At 72.1% G+C, this 14,895-nt stretch carries 7 protein-coding genes and 1 pseudogene; 6 read left to right on the top strand and 2 right to left on the bottom strand.

The window, feature by feature from the left end:
* The first annotated feature begins 55 nt into the window (after positions 1–55).
* The gene (gene uvrA, locus MRQ36_RS03350; protein WP_242792653.1) at positions 56–3,001 is read left to right on the top strand and encodes an excinuclease ABC subunit UvrA; all 2,946 of its coding nucleotides are present in this window, start codon (positions 56–58) and stop codon (positions 2,999–3,001) included.
* Positions 3,002–3,174: 173 nt separating this feature from the next.
* Entirely contained in the window at positions 3,175–3,666 is a 492-nt protein-coding gene (locus MRQ36_RS03345; RefSeq protein ID WP_242792651.1) for a Rieske (2Fe-2S) protein, read from the top strand.
* Positions 3,667–3,712: 46 nt separating this feature from the next.
* Here the strand turns inward: MRQ36_RS03345 and MRQ36_RS03340 are convergent, their stop codons facing one another.
* Positions 3,713–6,940, bottom strand: a complete 3,228-nt coding sequence (locus MRQ36_RS03340; RefSeq protein WP_242792649.1) for a penicillin acylase family protein — start codon at positions 6,938–6,940, stop codon at positions 3,713–3,715.
* Between the two features lie 168 nt (positions 6,941–7,108).
* Here MRQ36_RS03340 and uvrC point away from each other — a divergent pair, with 168 nt between their 5' ends.
* Together uvrC and MRQ36_RS03330 are read left to right on the top strand one after the other, a co-directional pair.
* Positions 7,109–9,052 carry an excinuclease ABC subunit UvrC gene (uvrC, locus tag MRQ36_RS03335; protein ID WP_242792648.1) on the top strand — a complete coding sequence of 648 codons (1,944 nt, stop codon included), beginning with the start codon at positions 7,109–7,111 and terminating at the stop codon, positions 9,050–9,052.
* Positions 9,053–10,111: 1,059 nt separating this feature from the next.
* Entirely contained in the window at positions 10,112–10,765 is a 654-nt protein-coding gene (locus tag MRQ36_RS03330) for a C39 family peptidase (RefSeq protein WP_242792647.1), read from the top strand.
* A 58-nt stretch (positions 10,766–10,823) separates the two neighbouring features.
* Here the strand turns inward: MRQ36_RS03330 and recQ are convergent, their stop codons facing one another.
* Positions 10,824–12,671, bottom strand: coding sequence for a DNA helicase RecQ (gene recQ, locus MRQ36_RS03325; protein ID WP_242792646.1), 1,848 nt, complete (start codon positions 12,669–12,671; stop codon positions 10,824–10,826).
* Positions 12,672–12,953: 282 nt separating this feature from the next.
* Here recQ and rapZ point away from each other — a divergent pair, with 282 nt between their 5' ends.
* Entirely contained in the window at positions 12,954–13,880 is a 927-nt protein-coding gene (gene rapZ / locus MRQ36_RS03320; RefSeq protein ID WP_374249861.1) for an RNase adapter RapZ, read from the top strand.
* Positions 13,877–14,855: pseudogene (gene yvcK, locus MRQ36_RS03315) on the top strand (uridine diphosphate-N-acetylglucosamine-binding protein YvcK). The gene rapZ and the pseudogene yvcK overlap by 4 nt, the downstream one beginning before the upstream one ends.
* The last annotated feature ends 40 nt before the right edge of the window (positions 14,856–14,895 follow it).

Raw genomic sequence — 14,895 nt, 5'->3', positions numbered from 1 at the left:
GCATCCCGGAGCGGACAGAGTCACCTCATCTTCTTCACCCGGGAGTACACGGACCGTGGCCGACCGACTCATCATCCGTGGCGCGCGCGAGCACAACCTCCGTGACGTCAGTCTCGATCTGCCCCGGGACGCCCTGATCGTCTTCACCGGGCTCTCCGGGTCGGGCAAGTCGAGCCTGGCCTTCGACACGATCTTCGCCGAGGGGCAGCGCCGCTACGTCGAGTCGCTCTCGTCGTACGCCCGGCAGTTCCTGGGGCAGATGGACAAGCCCGACGTCGACTTCATCGAGGGGTTGAGCCCCGCCGTCTCCATCGACCAGAAGTCGACCTCGCGCAACCCGCGCTCCACCGTCGGCACCATCACCGAGGTCTACGACTACCTGCGTCTGCTCTTCGCCCGGATCGGCGAGCCGCACTGCCCGGTCTGCGGCGAGCGGATCTCCAAGCAGAGCCCGCAGCAGATCGTCGACCGGGTGCTGGCCATGACCGAGGGCACCAAGTTCATGGTGCTCGCCCCGGTCGTGCGCGGTCGCAAGGGCGAGTACGTCGACCTCTTCGCCGAGCTCCAGTCCAAGGGCTACGCCCGGGCCCGGGTTGACGGCGTGGTGCACCCGCTGACCGAGCCGCCCAAGCTCAAGAAGCAGGAGAAGCACACCATCGAGGTGGTCATCGACCGGCTCACCGTGAAGCCGAGCGCCAAGCAGCGGCTGACCGACTCGGTGGAGGCCGCGCTCGGTCTCTCCGGCGGTCTCGTCCTGCTGGACTTCGTCGACCTGGCCGAGGACGACCCGGAGCGGGAGCGCCGCTACTCCGAGCACCTGGCCTGCCCCAACGACCACCCGCTGGCGATCGAGGACCTGGAGCCCCGGGTCTTCTCCTTCAACGCGCCCTACGGCGCCTGCCCGGAGTGCACCGGCCTGGGCACCAAGAAGGAGGTCGACCCGGAGCTGGTCGTCCCCGACCCGGAGCGGACCCTGCGCGAGGGTGCCATCCAGCCCTGGGCCACCGGCCACAACCTCGAATACTTCCTCCGCCTGCTGGAGGCGCTCGGCGAGAGCCAGCACTTCGACGTCGACACGCCGTGGCGGGCACTGCCGTCGCGGGCGCAGAAGACGATCCTGCACGGCTCCGACGACCAGGTGCACGTCCGCTACCGCAACAAGTACGGCCGCGAGCGCTCCTACTACACCGGCTTCGAGGGCGTGGTGCAGTGGATCGAGCGCCGGCACACCGACACCGAGTCGGACTGGTCGCGCGACAAGTACGAGGGCTACATGCGGGACGTGCCCTGCGCGGCCTGCGGCGGCGCCCGGCTGAAGCCGGAGGTGCTGGCGGTCACCCTGGCCGGCCGGAGCATCGCCGAGGTCTGCAACCTGTCGGTGGGGGAGGCGGCCGACCTGCTCGCCGGCATCGAGCTGACCGACCGGCAGAAGATGATCGCCGAGCGGGTGCTCAAGGAGATCAACGCGCGGCTCAAGTTCCTGCTCGACGTCGGCCTGGACTATCTCTCCCTGGACCGTCCGGCGGGCACCCTCTCCGGCGGCGAGGCGCAACGCATCCGGCTCGCCACCCAGATCGGCTCCGGCCTGGTGGGCGTGCTCTACGTGCTGGACGAGCCGTCGATCGGCCTGCACCAGCGGGACAACCACCGGCTCATCGAGACGCTGATCCGGCTGCGCGGGCTGGGCAACACGCTGATCGTGGTGGAGCACGACGAGGACACCATCCGGGTCGCCGACTGGATCGTCGACATCGGGCCGGGCGCGGGTGAGCACGGCGGCCGGATCGTGCACAGCGGTTCGGTGCCGGCCCTGCTGGAGAACGACGAGTCGGTGACCGGGGCGTACCTGTCCGGCCGGCGGTCGATCCCGACGCCGGCGATGCGCCGGCCGCAGACCCCGGGCCGGGAGATGGTGGTGCACGGGGCGCGGGAGCACAACCTGCGCAACCTGACCGTCTCGTTCCCGCTCGGCCAGCTCATCGCGGTCACCGGGGTCAGCGGTTCGGGCAAGTCGACGCTGGTCAACGACATCCTGCACGCGGTGCTGGCCAACCAGATCAACGGCGCCCGGCTGGTCCCCGGCCGGCACACCCGGGTCACCGGGCTGGAGCACGTGGACAAGGTCGTCGGCGTGGACCAGTCGCCGATCGGCCGCACCCCCCGGTCGAACCCGGCCACCTACACCGGGGTCTGGGACCACGTCCGCAAGCTCTTCGCCGAGACCACCGAGGCCAAGGTCCGGGGTTACGGCCCCGGCCGGTTCTCGTTCAACGTCAAGGGCGGCCGGTGCGAGGCGTGCTCCGGTGACGGCACCATCAAGATCGAGATGAACTTCCTCCCGGACGTCTACGTCCCCTGCGAGGTCTGCAAGGGCGCCCGCTACAACCGGGAGACCCTGGAGGTGCACTACAAGGGCAGGACTGTCTCCGACGTGCTGGAGATGCCGATCGAGGAGGCGGCCGAGTTCTTCTCCGCCATCCCGGCCATCCACCGGCACCTGAAGACGCTGGTGGACGTCGGTCTGGGTTACGTCCGCCTCGGGCAGCCCGCGCCGACCCTCTCCGGTGGCGAGGCGCAGCGCGTCAAGCTCGCCTCCGAGCTGCAGAAGCGCTCCACCGGGCGGACGGTCTACGTGCTCGACGAGCCGACCACCGGCCTGCACTTCGAGGACATCCGCAAGCTGCTGATGGTGCTCGAAGGGCTGGTCGACAAGGGCAACACGGTGATCACCATCGAGCACAACCTCGACGTGATCAAGACCGCCGACTGGATCATCGACATGGGTCCGGAGGGCGGCCACCGGGGCGGCACGGTGCTCGCCACCGGCACTCCGGAGGAGGTCGCCGAGGTCGCCGAGAGCCACACCGGCCAGTTCCTGCGCCAGGTGCTCAAGCTCGACGGCGAGGCGAAGGGCGCCCGGGCGGCCACCACCCGGGCGGCCAAGGCCAACGGCAGCGCGACGAAGTCGCGGGCCCGCAAGGCCGTGGCCGCCGCGAGCTGAGCGACGGTACGACGGACGGGCGGAACACGGAACGGGCGGGCCGGAAATCCGGTGCGCCCGTTCCGTTGCGCGTACGGTGACGCGCGGGTATGAACCGTCCGGCACGGTGGTGCGTGTGCAGAAGCGTGGCCGCGGATCACGACGGGCGGCGGCAGCCGAGAGGAAGGTCGGACATGAGTGACGATCAGCAGCTGACCGGGCCGGGTACGCAGACCCGCCGCGCCCTGCTGGCGGGGGCCGGAGCAGCCGGGGCGGCGGTCGTGCTGGCCGCCTGCGGCAGCGACGACGACTCCGGCACCGGGACGTCGGCGCCGACCAGCGGGGGCCCGCCCGGCGCGACCAACACCGGCGACCCGGCGGGCGGCGGCCGGGGCAGCTCCGCTCCGCTGGCCCGGACCACCGACATCCCGGTCGGCGGCGGCGCGGTCTACGCCAGCAAGGGCGTGGTGATCACCCAGCCGGAGCCGGGGCAGTTCAAGGCCTTCGACCCGATCTGCACCCACCAGCGCTGCCCGGTGTCGAACGTCGACGGCGGCACCATCAACTGCACCTGCCACAACAGCAGGTTCTCCATCACCGACGGCTCGGTGAAGGAGGGCCCCGCGCCACGCCCCCTCGCGCCGAAGAACATCAAGGTGGACGGCGACCAGATCTCGCTCGCCTGACCCGTGCCCGGCCGGCGCGGGGTTTCTCCGCGCCGGCCGGGGCCGGTCACTGCGCGTATACGGCCATCTCCCAGAGGGAGAAGCCGTATGAGGTGGCGCGGGTCAGGCCGTGCATCCGGACGTACCGCGCGGTGGTCGCCGGGAAGGCCGCCACGTCGGTGCCGCCGTCGCCGGTCGTGGTCGACCAGACCGGACGCCAGGTCGTCCCGTCGTTGGAGACCTCGATCCGGTACGACCGCGCGTACGCCGCCTCCCAGGCGAGCGCCACCCGGCCGACCGCGCGGGTCGACCCGAGGTCCACGGTGAGCCACTGGTCGTCGGACCAGGAGCTGCTCCAACGGGTGCCCAGGTCCCCGTCGACGGCCTTGCCGGGGCTGAGCAGGAACTGGCTGCTGGACGCGGTCACCGGCCGACCGGCGGCCAGGTTGGACAGGTCGTCGCCGCGCTTCGCCGGGAACGAGACGACCTGCTGGTAGGTGGGCCGGTTCTGCCAGGCGATGGTGGCGTGCCTGATGCCGCCCAGCGGCGACTGGACGATCGCGTCGGCGCACCACTGGTCGCCCGCGGCGCAGGAGGCGTCACCGGGATAGACCTCGCCGGCCGGGGTGGCCGCCGCGCTGCGCAGGGTGTCCAGCAGGATCTGCCGGCAGCCGGTCAGGTCGCCGCCGCCGCAGTAGGTGCGGCCCAGCCCGCCCCGGACCGGGTCGCCGAGCACCGTCCGCAGGTCCTTGTCGACCCAGCCCCACCAGCCGTACTGGAACGACGAGCCCTTGTGCGCCTGGGTCTCGTTGGCCGAGCCGGGCAGGTCGGACACGTCGCCCTGCTGGTGGCCGGAGGGTGACTCGTTGACCTGGAGGGCGTTGACCAGCGACTGATAGAGGTCGGTGCCGAGCGGGGCGGCGAACATGCCCCGGACCAGCAGCGGCCACCAGGCGTCGAAGGTGCGGATCGCGTCGGCGTGCTGGTAGACCTTCGAACCCTTGGCGGTCTCCACCCGCAGCGCGCCGGCCTGCCGCCAGGCCTTCAGGCGGCTGACCTCGGTGGCCAGCGCCGGGTCGGTGACCGGTTGGCTCTCCAGCACCCGGATCAGCTCGTCGAGCACCTCGGCGCCGCGCAGGTCGGTCAGGCCGGCCCGTTCCACCAGCGACGCCAGCGAGGCCCGGTCGAAGGTACGGCCGGCCGCCAGCGCGTCGCGCACCGGTCGGTCCAACAGGTTCGCCCGGTGCACCGCGCCGAAGCTGAAGTTGCCGTCCGCCGCGCCGAAGTCGGCGGCCTGCTTGTTGTTCCAGCTGACGTAGTAGTCCTGGTCGGTCGAGTGCGGGTGCGCCGACAGCGGGGCGTACGCGGCGGTGTTGGTGGCCGGGTCGTAGCCCTGCCACTCGTACGCCGGCTCGGCCCGCATCGGCAGGTTCGGGTCGGACCCGGCGGCGCGCAGCGGGTTGCGCCCGGAGTTGAAGTAGCCCGCCTGGGTGGCGTTCACATAGAACCAGTTGAACGCGTAGTCGACGCTGTTCGCCGCGGTGAAGAAGGCGTCCGCCGACCCCATCTGCGTCGGGTCGTTGAACAGCTGGAAGCCGATCGCCGAGTCGGCCTCGTGCCGGTAGGTCGAGCGGAGCTGGGTGAACGCGTGCGGCTGGCCGCCCACCGTGCCCCGCCAGGCCACCAGCCCCAGCTTCGTGCGCCAGGCGACCAGCCGGTACGACCCGGCCGGCGTGCTGTCGGCGACGGTGGGGCTCCACGTGTTGACGTGCGCGAGCCGCTCCATCGGCAGGCAGGCGCCCCGGTAGCGGTAGTGGTCGCTGGCCAGGGTCGGCGCGCTGCCGTCGGTGGTGCAGAGCGGCAGCGCGTACGTGTCGGTGATGTCGTGCACCGAGGAGGTGGCGCTCCACGCGTAGTCCTGGCCCCGGCCGAGCAGCACATAGAGGTTGAGCCCGGCGAACGCGGCACCCCGGGCGCTGATCCCCGGCCCCTGCAGCTCCTGCACCATGAGCAGCTGCGGGGAGAAGTAGCCGGTCTGCGGGCCGAACACGGCCACCGGGTGGCCGGTGGCCGAGTGCGCGGCGCTGACCACGACCGCGTTCGACATGCCCCGGTGCTGCGGGGAGATGGTCAGTCCGGACAGCGCGGCGGCCAGCTCGGAGGAGCCGGTGGCGGCGGTGCTGCCGGCCGAACCGGTCGGGTCGGTGACCACCGGTTCGGGTCGGGTCGAGCCGGCGTCCGGCAGCACCACGCCGGCCGCGTCGGCGGGCGCGTCGCCGTACGGGAAGCGCTGCCCGTCGTGCAGGGTGAGCACCGCCTCGGGGTCGTTGCGGCCCCGGAACGCGGTCCACACCTGGTCGCCCGCGACCGTGCCGTACCGGGCCCGGGCCGCGATCCGGACCAGCGCCGACTGCAGCTCGTTGCCGCCACCGCCGCCGAAGAGGCCGCCGACCACGCCGGCGATGGCGATCAGGTCGGTCAGCCGGAACGGCTCCGGGCCGCCGGCGTTGGTGACCGCGTCGAGGTGCCCGGTGAGCACGTACTCGCCGGGGCAGTTGCGGTTCGCCATGCAGACGCCGATGTAGGCGTTGATGCCGGCGATGTACTCCTGGACGTCGGCGTAGAGCTGCTCGCCGCGCGGTCCCTTGGTGCGCAACGCCTCGACCTGGGCGCGCAGGTCGTCCTCGGTGTAGGGCGAGTTGCGCCAGACGCTCTGTTCCAGCGCCCGGTTGCCGGGGGCGCCGCCGGCGAACGGGGTGAGCGTGCCCCGGCCGACGTGCCGCAGCAGGTCCATGGTGAACAGGCGGTCCTCGGCACCGGCGTACCCGGCGCCGAACATGGTGCCGCCGCGGGTGGTGCCGGTGACGTGCGGCACGCCGGTGGCCCGGTCCCGCACGATCCGTACGTCGGCGCGGGGGGAGTAGTCCCGCTCGACCTGGGTGGGTGGTACGCCGAACGACGCGTCGGCGAAGAACGTGCCGATCTGCTCCGGCCGCAGTCCGGCGTACCCGTAGACCAGGTCGGCGTAGCGGCCGAGCTGGTCGGCGGAGTGCCGGGGCAGGGTACCGAGGGTCTGGTTGCCGAGGATGTCGACGAGCGTGGCGTTGCCGTTCTGGCCGGGCGGCAGGATGTCGCCGCACTCGCCGAGGCAGTGGTCGCCGGGGGCGAAGAGGCCGGCGGTGGGGGTGGCCGCCGCGGCCGGCGCGGTCGGGGACGTGACCAGGCCGGCGGCGACGAGGAGGCCGGCGGTGAGACCGGCGAGGAGTCGACGGGGGACGGTGGGGGGACGGTGCATGTGATCCTCCGCGGGGGATGGGGATCATTACACGAAGAACATTCGGATACCGGATGGTAACGTCGATCGGCATCGCATTGGAAGTGGTCGATGCTCGCGGTTTGCCGGGGGCGACCGGGCAGCTCGGCGTCGCCGGGAGTGTCGGGCGCAGCGGCTAATCTCGGAGCCGTGGCTGATCCCTCGACCTACCGTCCCGCGCCCGGCACCATCCCCGAGTCACCGGGGGTCTACCGGTTCCGCGACGGCACCGGCCGGGTGATCTACGTCGGCAAGGCGAAGAACCTCCGCAGCCGGCTCAACTCCTACTTCGCCGACCTGTGGGGGCTGCACCAGCGCACCCAGCAGATGGTCACCACCGCCGAGTCGGTCGACTGGGTCACCGTCGGCACCGAGGTCGAGGCGCTCCAGCTCGAATACACCTGGATCAAGCAGTACGACCCCCGGTTCAACGTCCGCTACCGCGACGACAAGTCGTACCCGTACCTGGCGGTCACCCTCGACGAGGAGTACCCGCGGCTCCAGGTGATGCGGGGCGCCAAGCGCAAGGGGGTGCGCTATTTCGGGCCGTACTCGCACGCCTGGGCGATCCGCGAGACGCTCGACCTGCTGCTGCGCGTCTTCCCGGCGCGGACCTGCTCCTCCGGGGTGTTCAAGCGGGCCGCCCAGGTCGGCCGCCCCTGCCTGCTGGGTTACATCGGCAAGTGCTCCGCGCCCTGCGTCGGCACCGTCTCCGCAGCCCGGCACCGGGAGATCGTCGACGACTTCTGCGACTTCATGGCCGGCCGCACCGACACCATGGTCCGCAAGCTGGAACGGGAGATGATCCAGGCCAGCGAGGAGTTGGAGTTCGAGCGGGCCGCCCGGCTGCGCGACGACGTCGCGGCGCTGCGCCGGGCGATGGAGAAGCAGACCGTGGTGCTCGGCGACGGCACCGACGCCGACGTGGTCGCCTTCGCCGACGACCCGCTGGAGGCCGCCGTCCAGGTCTTCCACGTCCGCGACGGGCGTATCCGCGGCCAGCGTGGCTGGGTGGTGGAGAAGACCGAGGACCTCACCACCGGCGACCTGGTGCACCACTTCTGCACCCAGGTGTACGGCGACGAGCAGGGCGAGGGCGACGTGCCCCGGGAACTGCTCGTCCCCGAACTGCCCGCGGACGCCGAGGCGCTCACCGACTGGCTCTCCGCCCACCGGGGCAGCCGGGTGTCGCTGCGGGTGCCGCAGCGCGGCGACAAGAAGTCGCTGATGGAGACGGTGGCACGCAACGCGAAGGACGCCCTCGCCCGCCACAAGCTCAAGCGGGCCGGCGACCTGACCACCCGCAGCAAGGCGCTCGACGAGATCAGCGACGCGCTCGGCATGCGGACGTCACCGCTGCGCATCGAGTGTTTCGACGTCTCCCAGATCCAGGGCACCGACGTGGTGGCCAGCATGGTCGTCTTCGAGGACGGGCTGCCGCGCAAGAGCGAATACCGCCGGTTCATCGTCCGGGGCGCCACCGACGACCTCTCCGCCATGCACGAGGTGCTGCGCCGACGGTTCGCCCGCTATCTGGACGCCCGGGCCGAGAGCGGCGAGATCGGCGAGGAGACCGCCGGCGACCCCGACCGGCCCGGCATCGACCCGACCACCGGGCGGCCCCGCAAGTTCGCGTACCCGCCACAGCTGGTGGTGGTCGACGGCGGCGCGCCGCAGGTGGCCGCCGCCGCCCAGGCCCTCGCCGAGCTGGGCATCGACGACGTGGCGCTCTGCGGACTGGCCAAGCGGCTGGAGGAGGTCTGGCTCCCCGACGACGAGTTCCCGGTCATCCTGCCCCGCACCTCCGAGGGGCTCTACCTGCTTCAACGGGTACGCGACGAGGCCCACCGGTTCGCCATCACCTTCCACCGGCAGCGCCGCTCCAAGCGGATGACCGAGTCGGCGCTGGACAACGTCCCCGGCCTCGGTGAGGTACGCCGCAAGGCGCTGCTGCGGCACTTCGGCTCCCTCAAGCGCCTCTCCGCCGCCACCGTCGAGGAGATCACCGAGGTTCCCGGCGTGGGCAAACGGACCGCCGAGGCCATCCTCGCCGCCCTCGAAGACCCCGCCACCGCCACCCCGCCGCACCCCTGACACCCGCGCCCGCCGTCCCGCCAGCCCTCGGTGGCCGACGGAGGGCCCACAGGCCGGCGCATCGTGAACCCTTCGTGCCTCCGTGCCCGTGCCCGCGGTGGCAGTCCCTGCGGTCCGGATTCGCGGCGATCATGGAGTTGTGGTGGTGAACGGAAGCCATGAAAGCCCTTTCTCGGGCGCCACTCCTCCATGATCGGCGCGGGAGGGGGCGGGGGCCGGGTGGCCGGGTCCTGGTCGGTGCGGGTTGGGGCGGGGTGCGTCGGTGCAGACGATCCCCCTGCCTGGGGTGGCGCGTGCCGATCTGCGGTACGGGTCGGTGAGTCGCTCGCGGCTGTGGTGCGAGGAATGTCGGGCTGCTGGCTGGAGGCGGGACCCTCGGTGGGACGTCATGGAGGTTTCCGGGCCTCGGTGACCTCCATGACGTTCCACCGACCGCTCCGCCTCGCTGCTCTCAGGGCGGTGCGGCCCGTGACACCAGCCTCTCCGGACCGCGCAGGGTGCGAGCCCGGGCGGGTGGGGTGCCGCGTCGGCGGGATGGTCTCGACGGGGCAGATGCGTGGATTGTCCGATTGGGGAGTTGGGGGTTCGGGGTCGGTGGGGCGGTTGCGTCGTTGATGCCGGGCGTCCCGTGGTCGGGCCACCCGCCAGGCGGAATCATGCCGGGGGCCGGGTCGTTGAACATGGCAGACCGCGCGGCATCCCGGCCCCGAGCCGAGGAAGCCCGGTCGAAATGACCGGATCGAGAACGGTGAGCCGGTCGGCTCCAAGGCCGAGGGAGACCCGGCCGGAATGGCCGGCCGCCGACCGCTGTTACATCCCCCGGACCGCGCACACCGGGTCCCGAGCCGGTACGGCCGAGGGAATGACTCCCCGCCGCCGGTCGTTACATCCCCGGGCCGCCGAGCAGGTCGACCACGACCGCCGGACGCCCCCGGACTTTCCCCCTTTTCGCGGCATGCCCCCGTGCGGGTGCCGTGCATCCCCCGAAAGCTTTCGCGGCACGACCGCACCCCCCTGCGCCCGCGCCGCACACCCCCGAATGGAAGGCGTGATCTGATCATGGCTACCACTCTGCTGCGCAAGACCGTGCTGACCGCTGCCGGTATCGCCGCCACCGCCGGTGGCATCGCCGGACCCGCCATCGCCGCCCAGGCCACCCCCGCCGAGAAGGCCGCGTCGTCGGTGACCACCGACCGCAAGGGTCACGGCGAGCGGGAGCTGAACGTCCGCTACGAGGCCCAGCCCAACTTCTACTACTGCGGCCCCGCCGCCACCCGTAACGCCCTGTCCGTGCAGGGCAAGGCCATCGACGTCGACGCCATGGCCAAGGAGATGGGCACCACCGAGGACGGCACCAACTCGATCAACGACATCACCCCGGTGCTGAACAAGGAGACCGGCCGCAACGCGTACCACAGCACCGAGATCCCGGCCGACAAGGTCGACGGCAAGCGCGTCGAGCAGCTGCGCGCCGACGTCGTCCGGGCCGTGGACGACGGCCGGGCCGTGGTCGCCAACATCGCCGGCACCGCCACCGACACCGACGGCACCACCCACTCCTTCGAGGGCGGGCACTACATCAGCGTCGTCGGCTACCGCGACGGTGGCAAGACCGTGACCATCGCCGACTCCGCCAACCCGGACCAGGCCTCCTACCGGATCAGCGTCGACGAGCTGGCCCACTGGATCGCCAGCCGCGGCTACTCCTCCTGATCCGCGACAACCACGCGAAAGGGCCGACCCCCCGGGGTCGGCCCTTTCGTCGTCCGGGTCAGGCGTCGTTGCCGGCGAGGACGGTGAGGATCTGCTCGCCGTACTTGGCGAGCTTGTTCTCCCCGACGCCGCTGATCCGGGACAGCTCGGCCAGCGAGGTGGGGGCGTCGGTGGCGATCTGCCGCAGGGTGGCGTCGTGGAAGATCACGTACGCGGGAACGCCCTGCTCCTTGGCGCTCGCCGCCCGCCAGGCGCGCAGCCGTTCGAAGAGCGACCCGGCGGCCGGGTCCAGCTCGGCGACGACGGTGGCCGCGCCGCGGGGCTTCGCCGACCGGCTGGACGGCACCTTCTCCGGCTCGCGGCGCATGGTCACCGTGCGACGGCGGCCCAGCACCTCGGCGCTGGCCTCGGTCAACGCCAGGGTGCCGTAGTCGCCCTCGACGGCGAGCAGTCCCTCCGCCAGCAGTTGGCGCACCACCCCGCGCCACTCCGTCTCGCGCAGGTCCGTGCCGATGCCGAAGGTGGAGAGGTTGTCGTGGCCGTACTGGGTGATCTTGTCGGTCTGCTTGCCGAGCAGGATGTCCACGCAGTGGCCCGCGCCGAAGCGCTGGTTGCGCTCCCGGTCGAGCCGGAACACGGTGGAGAGGAGTTTCTGCGCGGCGACCGTGCCGTCCCAGGACTCCGGCGGGCTCAGGCAGGTGTCGCAGTTGCCGCAGGCCGTCGTGGTGGTCTCGCCGAAGTATTCGAGCAGCTGCACCCGCCGGCAGCGGACCGTCTCGCAGAGGGCGAGCATCGCGTCCAGGTGGGCGGCGAGATTGCGGCGGTGGGCCAGGTCGCCCTCCGACGTCTCGATCATCTTGCGCTGCTGCACCACGTCCTGCAGCCCGTACGCCAGCCAGGCGGTCGACGGCAGGCCGTCCCGTCCGGCGCGGCCGGTCTCCTGGTAGTAGCCCTCGACCGACTTCGGCAGGTCGAGGTGGGCGACGAAGCGTACGTCCGGCTTGTCGATGCCCATCCCGAAGGCGATGGTGGCCACCATGACCAGCCCTTCCTCGCGGAGGAAGCGCTGCTGGTTGGCGGCGCGGGTCGCCGCGTCCAGGCCCGCGTGGTAGGGCAGCGCGGGGATGCCGTTGGCCACCAGGAACTCGGCGGTCTTGTCCACGGAGGCCCGGGAGAGGCAGTAGACGATGCCGGCGTCGCCCGGGTGCTCGTCGCGGAGCAGGCTCAGCAGCTGCTTGCGCGGCTCCCGCTTGGGCACGATCCGGTACTGGATGTTGGGGCGGTCGAAGCTGGCCACGAAGTGCCGGGCGTCGGTGAGGTTGAGCCGGGTGGCGATCTCCGACCGGGTGGCGCTGGTCGCGGTGGCGGTCAGCGCGATCCTCGGCACGCCGGGCCAGCGCTCGTGCAGCATCGACAGGTTGAGGTAGTCGGGGCGGAAGTCGTGCCCCCACTGCGACACGCAGTGCGCCTCGTCGATCGCGAAGAGCGCGATGGTGCCGCGTTCGAGCAGTTGGAGGGTGGACCGCACGGCCAGCCCTTCGGGGGCCAGGTAGAGCAGGTCCAGCTCGCCGGCGACGTACGCCGCCTCGACCCGCCGCCGAGACGTGAGGTCCTGCGTCGAGTTGAGGAAGCCGGCGCGGACGCCGACCGCGGTGAGCGCGTCGACCTGGTCCTGCATGAGCGCGATCAGCGGCGACACGACCACCGCGACACCCGGCCGGACCAGGGCGGGGATCTGGTAGCAGAGCGACTTGCCACCACCGGTCGGCATCAGCACCAGCGCGTCGCCGCCGGCCACCACGTGCTCGACGACCTCCTGCTGGAAGCCGCGGAACGCGTCGTAGCCGAACACCCGCCGGAGCACCCCGGAGGCGTCCTCGGTCCGCAGATCGGTGGGGGAGACCATTGGCGCAGTCTACGAGCGTCCCCCGACACCACCCCTCCTTCCCGCCCCGCGCCCCCGCTCCAGTCCGTCGATCATGGGGTTGGCGGCGGTGCGGATCTCCATCGGTGCCGCCAACCCCATGATCGACGAGGTGGGACCGGGAAGGCGGGACCGGGGAGGGGAACGGACAAGGCGATGTTCCGGTCGTCACCCCGTGGAATCCCGGGCGGGGTCCCAGCAGTTAGAGTCGCTGATTGACCATGCGCGGCCGACCGGCCGCGGCGCCACGGCTGGGGGTAGCAGGTGAGCGAGGCGCGGACGACGGCGGCGGACCCGGTGCCGGCGGGGACAGCGACACAGCCGACCGAGGCGGAGACCAGCCTGGTGGTGGTCACCGGACTGTCCGGCGGCGGCCGCAGCACGGTGGCCCGGGCGCTGGAGAACGTCGGCTACTACGTGGTCGACAACCTGCCGCAGGCGCTGATGCTGGACATGGCCGAGCTGGCCTTCAAGGCCGGCGGCGCGGCCCGGCGTACGGCGATGGTGCTGGACGTCCGCTCGCGGGCGTTCTCCACCGACCTGGCCGGCGCGATCCGGGAGCTGAAGGAGCGCGGGTTCTCGCCCCGGGTGGTCTTCGTCGACGCCGACGACGAGGTGCTGATCCGCCGCTTCGAGAGCGTGCGCCGCTCGCACCCGCTGCAGGGCGAGGGGCGGCTCGCCGACGGCATCGCCAACGAGCGGGCCCTGCTGGAGGAGGCCCGCGAGCAGGCCGACGTGATCATCGACACCAGCCACCTGAACGTCAACCAGCTCCGCCGCCGGGTCGAGGAGCTCTTCGGCGGCGAGGACGCCCGCCGGCTGCGGGTCACCGTGATCTCCTTCGGCTTCAAGTACGGTCTCCCGCCGGACGCCGACTTCGTGCTCGACGCCCGCTTCCTGCCCAACCCGTACTGGGTGCCGGAGCTGCGGGAGCACACCGGGCGGGAGGAGGCGGTCAGCTCGTACGTGCTGGGGCAGGAGGGCGCGGACGCCTTCGTGGCCGCGTACGCGGACCTGGTCAACGCCACCACCGCCGGTTTCGAGCGGGAGGGCAAGCGCTACCTGACCGTGGCGGTCGGCTGCACCGGCGGCAAGCACCGCAGCGTCGCCATCGCCGAGGAACTGGCCGGGCGGCTGCGCGAGTCGGGGCTCTCCGCCAACGCGCAGCACCGGGACCTGGGGCGGGAATGACCCGTACGAAGGTCGTCGCCTTCGGCGGCGGGCACGGCCTCTCGGCGTCCCTGCGGGCGCTGCGGCACTGCGTACCCGAACTGGACCTGGACCTCACCGCGGTGGTCACCGTCGGTGACGACGGCGGCTCCAGCGGCCGGCTGCGCGCCGCCCGCGGCGGCCTGCCCCCGGGCGACCTGCGGCAGGCCCTGGTCGCGCTGGCCGGCGACCACCCGGCCACCCGGCGCAGCGCCGGCCTGTTCCAGCACCGCTTCGCCGCGGTCGGCGGGTGCCGGTGCGGCGGAGGACGGGCTGGCCGGGCACGCCGTCGGCAACCTGGTGCTCTGCGGCCTGATGGAGCAGCTCGGCGACCCGGTGGCCGCCCTCGACCACGCCGGCGCGATGCTCGGCGCGGTCGGCCGGGTGCTGCCGATGTCGCGGCAGCCGGTCGGGATCGAGGCCCGGGTCCGCGGCGCGGTCCCGGACCACCCCGAAGAGGTACGTACGGTGCGCGGCCAGCACCAGGTGGCGGTGACCACCGGGCAGGTCGAGTCGTTGCTGCTGACGCCCGCCGCGCCGGCCCCCTGCGCGGAGGCGGTCGCGGCGATCGGCGCGGCCGACTGGTTGATCTTCGGGCCGGGCAGCTGGTACACCAGCGTGCTGCCGCACCTGCTGGTGCCGGGGCTGGCGCACGCCATCGTCGCCAGCCCGGCCCGACGGCTGGTGACGCTCAACCTGGTGGCGGAGAAGGAGACCCGGGGGCTCTCCCTGGCCGACCATCTGGCCACCCTGAGTCGCTATCTGCCCGAGTTGAAGCTGGACCTGGTGCTGGCGGACTCCGCGGCGGTGGGTGATCCCGGTGCGGTCGAACGTGCGGCAGAATCGCTGGGTGCCCGGCTGGTCCTCGCTCCCGTCGCCGTCACCGACGGCACGCCCCGTCATGATCCGGCTGCCCTGGGCGCCGCGCTGGTGCCTGTCCTGGGCGCCGATCGTTAAGCACGTACGTAATCACCGGCGACACGCCGGTACCGGTCCG

This window comes from Micromonospora sp. R77 (genome assembly GCF_022747945.1).
In the GTDB taxonomy this organism is placed as follows: domain Bacteria; phylum Actinomycetota; class Actinomycetes; order Mycobacteriales; family Micromonosporaceae; genus Micromonospora.
The sequence above is the reverse complement of the archived record's forward strand: the minus strand, read 5'-3'. Positions and strand labels throughout refer to the sequence as shown.